Here is a 13,014-nt window from a genome sequence, read left to right as displayed (position 1 = left end):
TGCGCAAGGGATGGGGTCCGAGTCAACGCAGTTGCGCAGGATATGGGATATCAGTGCAAGTTATCCACAACATCTTGCCGAAATGCGCAGGAACACGCGTATGTCAGTATGGGCTGCATTCAAAGACCTGATAGCCGCTGTCGCCTCCGACATTTTCGTAGATACCATAGTCGATACATTCATATCTGGGCGTCGAGACGGCAGTCAGCAGCAGCCGTTCCCCCGCCTCGCGGTCACAACCCAGAACACCAACCGTGACAGCCGCGTCGCCCAGCACGTCGAGGATCGGGCAGCCCGAAACCTGCGCCATGGCCAGCGCGGCGCGATCCCGAACAGGGCCAAGCCGCGGGGCGTATTGCGCGTTGATCCGCACCGCCTCGGCCAGATCGCCGCGCACGCGCACGTCGAACACACTGCCGTTCACCGCCACGCGGGTGGCAGGAACGTCGCGGAAATGCGGGGTCCCGGCGGCGCAGGCGGCCAGCAGAAGAGGTGCGAGAAACCGGATCATGCCGCAGAGTTGCAGCATATTGGTTAACAGAACATTTCCAGACGTCAGGCGCGCAGAACCTCGCCCAACCGGCGGATGCCTTCGCGGATCGTCGCCTCGTCCGAGTTCGAGAAGCTGAGCCGGATCGTGTTTGCCCCGCTGCCGTCTGGGAAAAACGCCTGCCCCGGCACAAAGGCCACTTTCACCGTATCCAGCGCATGCGCCAGCAGGTCAGACCCGCTGATCCCCGCCGGGAGTGTCACCCAGACGAACATACCGCCTTCGGGGCGCGTCCACGCCACCCCGTCGGGCATGTGCTGTTGCAGCGCATCCAGCATCGCATCACGGCGCGCGCGGTAAGCGTCGCGCACTTTCGGGATATGGGTGTCAAAGCACGCTTCCGCGACCTGATGCACGGCCATCTGGTTGATGGTCGCCGAATGCAGATCCGCCGCCTGTTTCAGCAGAACCATCTGCGAGATGATCGGCTTGGCCGCAACCACCCACCCCATGCGCAGACCCGGTGACAGGGTTTTCGAGAAGCTGCCACAGTATATCGTCCGGCAGTTTTCGATCGACCCCTTGCGCGCCTGTTCCAGAGCCAGGATCGGCGGGATCGGATCACCATCATAGCGCAGCGCCTGATAGGCACCGTCTTCGATCAACGCGCAGTCCAGTTCGTCGGTCAGGTCCAGCAAGGCCTCACGGCCAGGGCGAGTCAGGGTTTCGCCTGTCGGGTTGGCAAAATCGGGCGACAGATAGGCGAATTTCACGGCGCCATTCCCTGCCGCAGCCCTGAATTCATCGGCCCCCTTGTTGCCATTGAGCCGGTCAAAGCGCGGCTCATATGCGTTGAACGCGGCAAGAGCGCCCAGATAGGTGGGCCACCCGACCAAGGCCGTGTCGCCGGGGGACAGGAACAGCTTGCCCAGATAATCCAGCGCCTGCTGCGAGCCAGAGGTGATCAGGACGTTATCCATGTCACATTCCACCCCGATCTCGCGCATGTGCTGCACCAGCCACCGGCGCAGGGGCGCATAGCCTTCGCTGACCGAATACTGCAGCGCCTGCGCCTGCATGTCCGGCCCCAATGCCTGCTGAAACGCCTGCGCGAAAGCCTCAGCCGGGAAAAGCGCGGGGTCCGGAATGCCACCGGCAAACGAAATGATACCGGGCTGATCGAGCAGTTTCAGCAGCTCGCGGATTTCTGACGCCTTCATCCGGGAGGCCCGGGTGGCAAACAATGGGTGTTGGGACATGAGGCTCCTCCGATCTCATTTCGGCGCAGCCTATGCTTTATCAAATTAAAGTCAACACTTCTGACCTAATATTTCAGCGGATTTGACCGGGTATTCTTGAACAGCCCCCCTGTCCATGGTCAAATGAGTTGACCAATTTCGGAACGAACCATGCCTTTTCAGAAAGTTCAGACGGAAAAACTGTCGCTTGCGGTCGTTCGCCAGATCGAGCTGTTGATCCTGCGCGGCATCCTGCGCCCCGGTGAGCGTCTGCCGCCCGAGCGTGAGTTGGCCGAACGGATGGGCGTGTCGCGCCCGTCCCTGCGCGATGCGGTGTCCGAGCTTCAGGAACAGGGGTTGCTGACAACAAAAGCCGGGTCCGGGATCTATGTGGCCGAGGTTTTGGGGTCGGCCTTTTCGCCAGCGCTGATCCGGTTATTCAGCAGCCATGACGAGGCCGTATTCGATTACCTGTCCTTTCGCCGCGACATGGAGGGGCTGGCGGCAGAACGGGCCGCGCGGCTGGGATCAGAGAGCGACCTGAAGGTTGTTCAGGCGATCTATGACAAGATGCGGGCGGCCCATGACCGGAACGCCGCGGACCAAGAGGCGCAGCTGGATGCCGAGTTTCACATGGCCATCATCGAAGCCAGCCACAATGTGGTGATGCTGCACATGATGCGGTCAATGTATGACCTGCTGGTGCAGGGAGTGTTCTATAACCGACGGACAATGTTCCGGCAGCGCGCGACCCGCGAGGCCATTCTGGACCAGCACAGCACTATCAACGCGGCCCTTCAGGCCCGCGATCCGGCAGCCGCACGTCAGGCCGTCGAAACTCATCTGAGCTTTGTCGAACGCTGCATGATCGATCAGCAGAAGGCAGAGCGGAACGAGGCCGTTGCGCAGCAAAGGTTGCAGCACGAAACCCGTCAGGCCTAGCGCTTTCCGAAGGCCTTCCGGGAGCGGAGCTCAGGCGGCCCCGGTCTCGGCCTGGATCAGGTGTGACGGGAAAGGTGTGCCACTGCCTTCGCCCAGATCGTCATTCGGGGCGATGGTTGTCAGGGCCGGGTCGATGAACAGCCGCGCGCCCCGGTCCCTGAGGTGTTTATGCAGCATCACATGTTCGCACACGAGGTCGCCCTTTTCATCCCGGCAGGAATAGCGCAGGCCACGCAGGGCGCGGGTCTTGTACAATCCTGCGCCGCCAAAGGCGCTATCGACCGGTATCAGGGGCATATGGGACGGAATGTGATACTGGCGGTCGAAAACCGCTGATTTCAGCAGAACTTTCCGCCATTTGCGGCGCCCGAACAGGGGCTTGCGCGTTGTCCGAATTCTTTGCCAGACGTCTTCGTCGCACCAGCCTGCGCAGCGCAAGGCATAGATATCGTAATAGGCCGGTTTGGAATTCGCGAAGACACCTTCCCAGCGTGGTACGGAACGTTGTGCGGCCGTCAGAACCGTCTGAGCGTCCAGACAGACATTCGGCCCGTTCAGATCAAGCACCAATGTCAGGTCGTGACCGCTGTCGCGTTCTTCCAGCCTGTTGAGGACAGCGTTTCTGGCCGCCGTGATCCGCTCGACCCGGCCCGGCAGTCTGGAGGCCAGACCATCCATGCGGACAAGGTCCACATTCGGGTCGCGGCGCGCGAATTCGGACAGAACCCGATCCGTACGATCGGTGTTGTCGTTTGTCGCAATGGTCACGGAATAGCGGTACAAGCGGGTGGTCAGGTCTTCGATCCTGTTGATGCTTTCGATCAGCGCGGCCCCGCCGTTTCTGACCACCCCAACAATATTCATCGAAACGTTTTCGCCTGCCACGGCCCGTCTTTCCCTGTTCTTTTTGCACCCGTCGGCCCCGAGCGGGACATTCCGACCCAAAGACGGGTACAGAATCCGGGTGATGTTCCGGTCAATACAATCAGCCCCGCCCCCAAAACAAAAGACCCGACAGCGCAATGCTCTCGGGTCATCTGCGTTTTTTACCTGTCGGTGTCCCCGTCAGTGCAGCTTGGCGCCCACATCTGCGATCGAGACCTCGATCAGCTTGTTCGCCTGCGCGGCTGTCATCTGCTTGGCCAGAACCGAGCCGGCAGCGGCAATCGCAACCGAAACGGCCTGATCGCGCACGTCTTTCACAGCCGAGGCTTCGGCCGAGGCAATCTGGTCCTGCGCAGCAGCCAGACGGCGTTCGATCGACTTTTCGAGATCGACCTTCGCCTGGTCCGCAGCCAGAGCCGCGTCCTGTTTGGCCGCCTCGACAATCGCATCAGCCTGTGCCTGCACTTCACGCTGCTTGCGCTCGTACGAGGCCAGCAGGCTGCGTGCTTCTTCATGCAGGGCGCGGGCTTCGTCCAGCTCGGCCTTGATGCCTTCGGCACGGTTGTCCAGCGCACCGCCGATCATGCCCGGCACCTTGAAGTAGAACAGGACCGCGATGAAAACGATGAAGCCCAGAAGGACCACAAAGTCGGTGTTGCCAAGCGAGAAGAACGGGCCGCTTGCAGCCAGCGCAGGGCTGGCGGCACCAACGGTCAGGATAAGGGCAAGAGTGTTCCGCATGTCACTTATCCTTTCATCTGCGTGTCAATGGCACTGTCGATGGCTTTGGCATCCGCCTCGCCGCCCAGCGCGGTGACCAGTTCAGCCGCCGTATCCTTGGCGACCACTTGAATGCTTTCCAGCGCACCGGCACGGATTTCGGCAATTGCCTTTTCCGATTCAGCCGCCTTTGCAGCGATTTCCGCATCCGCCCTGGCAATCGCGTCATCCAGACCAGCCTGGATTTCAGCACGGGCTTCGGCCGCGATACGCTGCGCTTCGGCACGGGCATCGGCCAGCGCCTTGTTATAGGCCTCTTCGGCCTCGACCGCTTTGGCCTTCAGATCTTCGGCCGCAGCCAGGTCATTTGTAATGGTCCCCCGGCGCTCGGCCAGGATTGCCGCGATGCGGGGCAGAGCCACGCGAGACAGGACCAGAAAGATGACGACCAGCGTAATGACCAGCCAGAAAATCTGGTTGGGGAACCAATCGAAGCAGAGCTGCGGCATCCCGATGGCAGAGCCATGCGAGTCGACGCACGCGCCAACTACTTCTTCGCTAATGGGTTCAGTCGCCATGATGTCCTCCGTCGGAACGTTGTCTTTACAACAGGTGGGCCGCTATGGCTTGGACCCACCTGCGCGTAAGGATCAGGTTCCGCAGATTAGACGGCGAACATCAGCAGCAGCGAGACCAGGAATGCGAAGATCCCCAGGGCTTCTGCGAATGCGATACCGATGAACAGGGTTGCGGTCTGCGAAGCAGCCGCCGAAGGGTTGCGCAGGGCGCCGGCCAGGAAGTTGCCTGCAACGTTGCCCACCCCGATTGCGGCTGCGCCGGAACCGATTGCTGCCAGGCCTGCGCCGATGTGTGCGAGATCGCCTTCCATGATGTTTCTCCTTACGAATTGGAAGTTTCGATATTGGGTTATCGGACCTTAGTGCGAAGGATGCAGCGCATCTTTCAGATAAACACAGGTCAGAATGGTGAATACGTAGGCCTGAATGAAGGCCACAAGGACCTCGAGACCATACATTGCGGTGATCGCCAGAACTGACACAGGCGAAATCAGGGAAATTGCGGCAAAGCCTGCAAACACCTTGATCACCGCGTGGCCTGCCATGACGTTACCGGCAAGACGAATGGAGTGGCTGACGGGGCGTACGAAGTACGAGATCAGCTCGATGATCGCCAGGATCGGGCGCAGCGCCAGCGGCGCGCTGGAGACCCAGAACAGGCCGAGGAACGCGGCACCGTTCTTGACGAAACCCAGAATGGTCACGGTCAGGAACACGGCCAGCGCCAGCGGGATTGTCACGGCGAAATGCGATGTAGTGGTGAACGAGGTTGGGATCAGACCCAGGAAGTTCGCGGTCACGATGAACATGAACAAGGTCATGACATAGGGGAAGAACTTGACACCGTCCTTGCCGCAGATGTCTTCCAGCATCTTGTAGATGAAGCCATAGGCCAGTTCCGCAATCGACTGCATCCGGGTCGGGACGATGGCGCGCTTTGACGTGCTGAGAACCAGCAGGCCAAAGATCGCCACGATGGCCAGGAACAGCCACAGGGTCACGTTGGTGGGCGTGTACCAGGCAATCTCGCCACCGAACAGCGGCTTGACGATGAACTGGTCCATCGGGTGAAACACCAGGCTGCTGGCTTCTGCTGCGTGGTCTGCGCCTTCGGCGCCGTGTGCTGCGGTGGTCTCGCTTGCCACGTTCAGTCCCTCTCGTCCTTTTCGGCCTGCATATCGGCCGCTTGTTTATCTTGAACCTCTTGCGCGCTGCGGAGCATAACCTTCACGCCCGCGACAAGGCCCAGCAATGTGAACAGCACCAGAAAGATCGGGATCGTCCCGAGCAGGCTGTCCAGCCCGTATCCGATGCCAAATCCGATCCCAAGACCGGAAACCATTTCGATGACCATCCTCCAGGCAAGCTCGCCCCCGGATATGTCACTGTCAGCGCGGGCAGCCGGCTTTCTGGCCTTTTTCGCCGCGTCGATCTTGGCCTCAAGCTGCGCCATACGCTGCTTTTGGTCGTCATCGGTCACGGACGGAATCCTCGCGCTGTCTTGCGCATGGTGCTAAGGCGCGAAAGGCGCAGAGTCAACGGCGTTGATGGTGTGAAATGACGCAGGCTAATAAATTGTTTTTAAACAGTTATTTTTGGCTTGCTCGCCCGATCGAATTGCCTGCCTTTGGCCTGAGCGGCAGTAATCGCCCCAAAACCCATATTCAACCTTTTGGTTGATCTTTGCGCGCTAGCTGCGGCCACAGGCGTCGAACAAGGCGTCCGTCGATCAGCAAGAGCCCGGCAAAAATCGCCGCCATGCCCATCAAATGTTCGGGTTGCAGAGTTTCCCCCAAAACCCAGGTTCCAAGTATCAGGGCGGAAACCGGTGCGATCAGCGTGACGGTCGAAATGTTGGTTGGCCCGACTCTGGGCAGCAACCAGTAGAAGGCAATGAAAGCGGCCGAGGTCAGCACAAATCCGATCATCAACAACGAAAGCCATGTTTCAGTGCGCTCGATCATCGGCAGGCCTTCACGCCAAAGTGCCAAGGGTAAAATTGCCAAGGCCGCCCCGGTCAGTGCCAGGGCGACCAGCACCACCGGCTGCATGTCGCGGAAGGCCCGCGCAATGTTGACAGAAAACGCGTAACATATGGGTGCGCACAGGGTCAGCAGAACCGCCCAGAACTGAGATGTTTCGCCATTGTGCAAAATCGGGACGGACAACACGACAATCCCAATGAAGCCGCACACTACGCCAAGGGATTTCAACAGCGTCGCACGCTCGCTTCCCGGCCAGAAATGCGAAACGATAACGGCAAAGGCCGGTGTTGTCGCATTCACGATCCCTGCCACGCCGGACGCGATATGCTGCTGCCCAAGCGCATAGAACGCAAATGGTGCAGCATAGCTGAGCGCCCCGAACCCCAGCAGTCCAATGGCGCGCCCGAGTGTCAGGTGAACCGGCATACGGGCGGCAATCACATAGATCCAACAGCCCAGTGCCCCAAATGCAACACGTCCCAACGATACGGATAACGGCCCAAGTTCGCGCAGCAATATGGCGTTGAACATGAAAGACATGCCCCACCCGATGCCAAGGACGCAGATCACCAGCCAGTATTTCAGCGCCATTGCCGCCCCCTTTGTGCATCACCGCTGCACAGTGACGTGATAGGGTAAATTGTCAAACGGGTTCTCGCCCATTAGGAAAGACCCATGTCCAACGATCTCGACACCGTGTTCGCGGCCCTTGCCGACCCCACCCGCCGCGCCATTCTGGCGATGCTGCTGGAGGACGATATGGCCGTGACGGATGTAGCCGAGCCGTTCGAGATGTCGCTGGCGGCGATCTCGAAACATCTGGTCATCCTGACCAAGGCCGGGCTGATATCACAGGAAAAGCGCGGCCGGGTGAAGTGGTGCAAGCTGGAACCCGACGCGTTGCGCACCGCTTCGGTCTGGATGCAGGGGTTCGGTCAGTTCGAACCCATCAACCTGGATGCGTTCGAACGGTTTCTGGAAGTCGAGCTTCCGATCTCGGATGAGGCCTAGCGCACGACGAAGACCGACATGCTGGCATGTTTGGCCAGATATCCGGCGTGGCTGGAAAAGATGTAGTCGGTGATCCGGGGCGCGTGGGTGCCCACGATGATCAGGTCTGCACCAATCTCTTCCGCCGCGCGGGTCAGGTCGCTGTCCACTTCGGCAGCAACATCAACCGAGTGAATCTTGCGCACCGCGACCTCGCCCGCGCCTTCTGATACAAGCTGTTCGGTGAAGTCGGCCAGTTGCTTGTCTATCTCAGCCTCGGTTTCCGAGGATGCACCCATATGGGCCCCGCTGACACTGACCAGAGTGATCTTGGCGCCTTGCCATTTTGCCACCTGCGCGGCGACATCTGCGGCCTTGCGAACCTCGGGCGGCAGGTGGCGGTCAATCGGCAGCATGATATGTTTGAACATAATCTCCTCCTTTTGTCCGCCTTCCAAGGTAGTCCTGAGACCAAAGGCCTGCCTTGATCTGGCTCAACAGATTATGCTTTTGGAATTCGTGGGCAATCTGTACCGGTTTCAGACCGGGAGCGGCGTTACTCAGCTGCCCGGCGTTGGGGAATGGAGCGCGGGGCCTCTTCTTTCAGCAGCATCAGCAGCGCAATGACCGTCAGCGCCACACCGCCCAGGATCAATCCCGTCGGGACTGGTTTGCCCAGCGCGATTTCCCACAGGATCACCCAGCTTGGCACCAGATAGGTATAGGCCATGACCTTGGCCGACGGCAGCCGGAGCGAGGAGAATTGCACCAGGACGAAACTGGCCGCCGTTGCGAAGAATGAGATATAGAACAACCCGATCCAGACGATGGCGGGAAGAGCTGCCCAATCGGTCGCTTTCAGGTCGGACCAGCCGAACAGGACCAATAACAGGCACCCGGCAACCAGCGTACCGAACGTGAACACGACGGCAGGTTCTCCGCGGTTCAGTCTGCGGATCATGGGGGTGTAAATCGCGTGCGCGACGCATCCCCAGAAATAGATGATCTCGCCCTCGCCGATCTGGAAGGCGCGGAACATCTGCCAGTCGGCCCGAAAAATCACCCACAGCGCCCCAATCGCACCGATGGACAGGGCCATTGCCATGCGCGGCGTGGTGATCTGGCGCAGCAGGACCCAGCCCGCAATGGCCGAGACAACGGGGGTCAGGGTGAAAACCGCAGCAGCGCTGACCGGCGGGGCGGTTTGCAGCCCGTAAAACATCAGGACAAAGTAGGTGGCGAACAACCCGCCCAGCACCAGATACCGCCAGGGCGCCTGTGCGGCACTGCGGGGCAGACCGGTTGTCGCCAATGCCGCCACACCAATCACCACAGCCGCGATGGCAAAGCGCACCGCATTCAAGGCAGCAGGGGCAATTTCGTTGGCAATCATCGACCCAAGCGAGAAACTGCCTGCAACAAGGGCCGAAAAGGTCAGCATGGCCAGATGGCCGCGCATCTGCGGATTCATGGGCACCAGCCTTTGGAGGCCTCTTTCAGAAAACTCAGGAACGTTTGCACCTTGGTGGTTCGGTGCAGGTCCACATGGGTCACCAGCCACAGGTTGCCGAACCATTCCGGAAGCGGGTCGATCACTTCGACCAGACTTTCATGACGGGCGGCCTCCCAACGGGCCATGAAGCCGATACCGGCCCCAGCCAGAACGGCCTCGCGCATACAGAAATTGTTGGTGCAGCGAAAGGTAATGCGGTCGGCGGATACCGTGTTGCGCAGCCACCGGGTGAACGGCGCTCGGCTGCCTTCATCGTCAGAGCTGACGAAGTGGTGGTTCCCGAAATCCTCGATGCCCGAAGGTTTGCCGTGCCGTTCGATATAAGAGGTGCTGGCATAGAGGCCGACTTCTTCCTGCCGGAAGGGTTGCACAACATTGTCGGGCTGATCCGGGGCTGATCCCGCGCGGATTGCAACATGCGCCTCGCCATATTCCAACCGGAACAGGCGGTCTCCGGTCAGGTAGCGCACGATCAGCTCGGGGTGCATCTTTTGAAACTCGGTCAGCGTCGGCACCACCAAAGGCGCGATGGAGCCCAGCGACGTCACCACCAGTTCACCCGATACATCGTCACCGCGCCCCTTCATCCGGCCGACAAGCTGGTTGAACTGGTCTTCGGTGGCCTGCGCCACGCGCAGCAAATCGTCGCCCGCTTCGGTCGGGGTATATCCCCGCGCGTGGCGCTGGAACAGTTTGACACCCAACCGGGCCTCGATCGCGTCGATGTGGCGGATCACTGTGGCGTGGTGCACGCCCAGAACCTCGGCCGCGCCGCTGACGGTTCCCATGCGCGCCACCTGATAGGCGGTCCGCACCTCATCCCAATTGTCCATCGTCACACCGTTCTGTGCAATTTCTAACAATAGCTGTTGATGTATCCGAGTTTTGTTCGCAAACGCAACAGCCATATTGGGATCAGAACAAGATTTCCCTGACCTAAAGGACCCGAAAAATGGCTAAAACCATCCTGCATATAGACGCCTCTGCCCGCCGCGCGGGTTCGACCACCCGCGACCTGTCTGACCGCATTGTCCGGCAGTTGGGTGCCGCCCGCATCGTCCGCCGAGATCTGGCCACCCCCCTGCCCCTGCTGACCGAAGACTGGATCGCCGCCAACTTTACTCCGGCCGAGCAGCGCGACGACCTGCAACGCGACCGGCTGGCCCTTTCGGACGCGCTGGTGACCGAATTGCAAGAGGCTGATACCATCGTTATCGGCCTGCCGATCTACAACTTCTCGGTCCCCGCTGCATTCAAGGCCTGGGTCGACCTGGTCGCCCGCGCGGGCCTGACCTTTTCCTATTCGGAGAACGGCCCAAAAGGGTTGCTGGAGGGTAAACGCGCCATTCTGGCAATCGCGTCGGGCGGTACTGCTGTCGGATCCGAAATCGACTTTGCCACCAACTATGTGCGTCACGTTCTGGGCTTTATCGGCATCCATGATGTAGCGGTCATCGCCGCGGATCAGATGGCGGTGAACCCCGAAGCCGCGCTGGAAAGCGCCAAAAAGGCGGTAACAGAACTGGCGGCCTGATCGCCACTGGTCAATGATCTCTGAAACGTCCAGTCTGCTGGTCAGATGGAACTGGCGGACCGGATGGCGCGCATGAAGAAGATCGGAATTCTGGGCGGTGTGGGCTGGGCCTCGACCGTGGACTACTACAGGGCGATTGCCGAGGGTGCCGGGCGTCACTTTGCGGCGCGCGGCCACGGCGCGCCCCTGCCGATCCCTACCATGACCATCGAATCTGTCACACAGGCCAGGACCCGCGCCCTGCGGGGTGTCGCAGGGGACGAAGCCAGCTGGGCGGCGTTTGATGCGGTGTTTCGCGACGCGCTGCTGACGCTGGAGCGTGCAGGATGCGATTTTGGCATCATAGCGTCCAACACCCCACACGCGCGGCTGCACGCGATCAGACAGGGTGTTTCCATGCCCATCCTCAGCATTTTCGACGCGACGGCAGAGGCCACGGCCAACACAGGCGTGTCAAACGCATTGGTGCTGGGAACAACCGTGACGATGCAGGCCACCAACTATGCGGATCGTCTGGCGGCCGAGGGCATCACCGCGAATGCGCGGCTGCCCGACCCCGAGATTTCCGAGATGCAGGCCATGATCGACAGTGATTTCTACGGTGGTGCCTCTGATGCGGCCCGTGCAAGACTGCTGGCCTTTTGCGACAAACACGCCCGTCCCGGAACCGCCATTCTGCTGGCCTGTACCGAGTTGCCGCTTGCCTTTCCAAAGCATCTGGATGACCCGGTATTCGAGGCCGACGGGCACCTGTTCATCAACCCGTCCGCCGCTCATGTCGCCGCCGCGCTGAAACTGGCGCTTGAGTGATCAGGGCAGCCACATAACGGTGCAACCGATGCGATCGAAGAACGCCATCACGTCGGATTGTTTCATCACAACGGTACGGTCATTGACCAACGGGTGCATATAAATCACCTCGGCCCCTTGGGCAGCGGCGTCCATGAAAAATTGCACATCGTTCTGCACGCCGTTGATCATCGCCAGCGGGCTGACCGCACCGGGGCGAATACCAAGGTTCTGCAACAGCCGGTCTGCCGAACCGAAAGACAGGGCGCCGACACCCAGTTCTGCGCCCAGCGCCTTGAGGTCAATCTCGCGGCTTTGTTCCAGCGTCACCAGGTAGTTGCGCTTTTTCTTGTCGCGCAAGTACAGGTTCTTGACCCGCAACGCGTTCTCGCCCGGCACCATGAACTGGCCTTCTACGGCCTTGGAGTCCTCGACCGTACGCAAGGGAACATGGGTATGCAGGCGGTAGGGCAGCCCCCAGTCATCCAGCTGCGCCAACAGCGCGTCAGAACTAAGCGGCAATGTATCCTGAAATGTGGATGATGCGTCCATGGGATATCTCCGAAATGTTCAACGGCACTTGGCCTAACTGCGCCAAAATGGCAAGAACGAGACGAACCTGACGCTTTGAAGATCAATTTTCATGAAGATCATCAGAAACAACCCCGATCATTTGATAATCTTGCACAGACCGTGGGGGCGGAGCCTGTTTATATTGATCGTTTTCCTCATTTTCGCCGGATCCGCGATCGGCCAACAGATACAGGAGGGACCGGGATATCTTGAAATTCTCAAAACGCTCTCAATCCCGATTGTTGTTATTGTGGTATTGTCCCTCGAAGTTGTACAAAAGATGCAGATCATCCTGGATCGCACAACTGACACCTTGAAAATCCAACGTCGCACTCTGTTGGGCTATCGTGTCGAAACACACAAACTGTCAGACTTTAGATGCGCCGAAATGCAAGACAATGGTGGAAGTATTGGCGAAACGGCCACGCGTCCGGTTCTACATTTTGTGCATTCAGACGGTACAAGCTCAATTCCATTATTCGCCAGTTACACGAAATGGGGATCGAGCGCATTTGACGTGATCCAAACCCTGAACGCATGGAATGACGCCCGCACAGTTGACTCTGACAGCCAATCGGCCTAATGCCACCGCCAAACATCCGGAAGCGTCTTGATCTTCCGGTCCCTTGAGTCGTTCAGGGATCGCCCCCCACCAGCGAGTTTCGCCCGTGGGGGCAATGCCATTTGGCATTACCCCCACGTTTGGTTCGGTGGGAGGGGGCAATTGTGTATTTAACCGGCGCTACCTAGCTAGGGAGTGCCACATCTAAACCGGCT

18 protein-coding genes are annotated in these 13,014 nt (G+C 59.7%); 5 read left to right on the top strand and 13 right to left on the bottom strand.

The features are described 5' to 3' along the window. Positions 1-103: 103 nt before the first annotated feature. Together ACR0ID_RS12905 and ACR0ID_RS12900 are read right to left on the bottom strand one after the other, a co-directional pair. Positions 104-529, bottom strand: a complete 426-nt coding sequence (locus ACR0ID_RS12905; protein WP_480494675.1) for a hypothetical protein — start codon at positions 527-529, stop codon at positions 104-106. 26 nt (positions 530-555) lie between these two features. Next, positions 556-1,749: an aminotransferase-like domain-containing protein gene (locus tag ACR0ID_RS12900; protein WP_480605954.1), complete on the bottom strand. Its 1,194-nt coding sequence runs from the start codon at positions 1,747-1,749 to the stop codon at positions 556-558. 150 nt (positions 1,750-1,899) lie between these two features. On the opposite strand from ACR0ID_RS12900, the gene ACR0ID_RS12895 reads away from it, so the two are divergent. Continuing rightward, complete coding sequence (locus tag ACR0ID_RS12895; protein WP_267365974.1) at positions 1,900-2,670, top strand: FCD domain-containing protein; 771 nt, start codon at positions 1,900-1,902, stop codon at positions 2,668-2,670. A gap of 30 nt (positions 2,671-2,700) precedes the next feature. Here ACR0ID_RS12895 and ACR0ID_RS12890 read toward each other — a convergent pair whose 3' ends face one another. The 7 genes from ACR0ID_RS12890 to ACR0ID_RS12860 form a co-directional block, all read right to left on the bottom strand. Beyond that, on the bottom strand, positions 2,701-3,555 hold the full coding sequence (locus tag ACR0ID_RS12890) for a hypothetical protein (RefSeq protein ID WP_480605952.1): 855 nt from the start codon (positions 3,553-3,555) through the stop codon (positions 2,701-2,703). A gap of 180 nt (positions 3,556-3,735) precedes the next feature. Next, positions 3,736-4,296: a F0F1 ATP synthase subunit B gene (locus ACR0ID_RS12885; protein WP_480483779.1), complete on the bottom strand. Its 561-nt coding sequence runs from the start codon at positions 4,294-4,296 to the stop codon at positions 3,736-3,738. 5 nt (positions 4,297-4,301) lie between these two features. After that, complete coding sequence (locus ACR0ID_RS12880; RefSeq protein ID WP_480494682.1) at positions 4,302-4,853, bottom strand: F0F1 ATP synthase subunit B'; 552 nt, start codon at positions 4,851-4,853, stop codon at positions 4,302-4,304. Positions 4,854-4,939: 86 nt separating this feature from the next. Continuing rightward, positions 4,940-5,164 carry a F0F1 ATP synthase subunit C gene (locus ACR0ID_RS12875; RefSeq protein WP_005981269.1) on the bottom strand — a complete coding sequence of 75 codons (225 nt, stop codon included), beginning with the start codon at positions 5,162-5,164 and terminating at the stop codon, positions 4,940-4,942. Positions 5,165-5,212: 48 nt separating this feature from the next. Next, positions 5,213-5,998: a F0F1 ATP synthase subunit A gene (locus ACR0ID_RS12870; RefSeq protein WP_267366759.1), complete on the bottom strand. Its 786-nt coding sequence runs from the start codon at positions 5,996-5,998 to the stop codon at positions 5,213-5,215. A 2-nt stretch (positions 5,999-6,000) separates the two neighbouring features. Next, entirely contained in the window at positions 6,001-6,333 is a 333-nt protein-coding gene (locus ACR0ID_RS12865; RefSeq protein ID WP_480605950.1) for an AtpZ/AtpI family protein, read from the bottom strand. Between the two features lie 184 nt (positions 6,334-6,517). Next, positions 6,518-7,429: a DMT family transporter gene (locus ACR0ID_RS12860; protein ID WP_480494686.1), complete on the bottom strand. Its 912-nt coding sequence runs from the start codon at positions 7,427-7,429 to the stop codon at positions 6,518-6,520. Positions 7,430-7,513: 84 nt separating this feature from the next. Here ACR0ID_RS12860 and ACR0ID_RS12855 point away from each other — a divergent pair, with 84 nt between their 5' ends. Next, the gene (locus tag ACR0ID_RS12855; protein WP_480473915.1) at positions 7,514-7,849 is read left to right on the top strand and encodes an ArsR/SmtB family transcription factor; all 336 of its coding nucleotides are present in this window, start codon (positions 7,514-7,516) and stop codon (positions 7,847-7,849) included. Here ACR0ID_RS12855 and ACR0ID_RS12850 read toward each other — a convergent pair. The 3 genes from ACR0ID_RS12850 to ACR0ID_RS12840 form a co-directional block, all read right to left on the bottom strand. Further along, positions 7,846-8,259: a universal stress protein gene (locus ACR0ID_RS12850; RefSeq protein WP_480473917.1), complete on the bottom strand. Its 414-nt coding sequence runs from the start codon at positions 8,257-8,259 to the stop codon at positions 7,846-7,848. The two genes, ACR0ID_RS12855 and ACR0ID_RS12850, sit on opposite strands and share 4 nt — an antisense overlap. Before the next feature lie 125 nt (positions 8,260-8,384). Then, a complete protein-coding gene (locus ACR0ID_RS12845) occupies positions 8,385-9,299 on the bottom strand; it encodes a DMT family transporter (RefSeq protein WP_480605946.1) in 915 nt (304 codons plus the stop codon). Next, positions 9,296-10,174, bottom strand: coding sequence for a LysR family transcriptional regulator (locus ACR0ID_RS12840; RefSeq protein ID WP_480494788.1), 879 nt, complete (start codon positions 10,172-10,174; stop codon positions 9,296-9,298). Before ACR0ID_RS12840 ends, ACR0ID_RS12845 begins: the two co-directional genes overlap by 4 nt. A gap of 119 nt (positions 10,175-10,293) precedes the next feature. On the opposite strand from ACR0ID_RS12840, the gene ACR0ID_RS12835 reads away from it, so the two are divergent. Next, complete coding sequence (locus ACR0ID_RS12835; RefSeq protein ID WP_480605942.1) at positions 10,294-10,875, top strand: FMN-dependent NADH-azoreductase; 582 nt, start codon at positions 10,294-10,296, stop codon at positions 10,873-10,875. Positions 10,876-10,947: 72 nt separating this feature from the next. After that, positions 10,948-11,685, top strand: a complete 738-nt coding sequence (locus ACR0ID_RS12830; RefSeq protein ID WP_480605939.1) for an aspartate/glutamate racemase family protein — start codon at positions 10,948-10,950, stop codon at positions 11,683-11,685. Here the strand turns inward: ACR0ID_RS12830 and ACR0ID_RS12825 are convergent, their stop codons facing one another. Next, the gene (locus ACR0ID_RS12825; protein WP_480473923.1) at positions 11,686-12,216 is read right to left on the bottom strand and encodes a prolyl-tRNA synthetase associated domain-containing protein; all 531 of its coding nucleotides are present in this window, start codon (positions 12,214-12,216) and stop codon (positions 11,686-11,688) included. Between the two features lie 91 nt (positions 12,217-12,307). Here ACR0ID_RS12825 and ACR0ID_RS12820 point away from each other — a divergent pair, with 91 nt between their 5' ends. Continuing rightward, a complete protein-coding gene (locus ACR0ID_RS12820) occupies positions 12,308-12,820 on the top strand; it encodes a hypothetical protein (RefSeq protein ID WP_480605936.1) in 513 nt (170 codons plus the stop codon). Positions 12,821-13,014 lie beyond the last annotated feature (194 nt).

It is taken from the genome of Ruegeria sp. AL2, from assembly GCF_056540845.1.
Note: the sequence above shows the minus strand (reverse complement) of the source record. Positions and strands in the feature narration are given on the sequence as shown.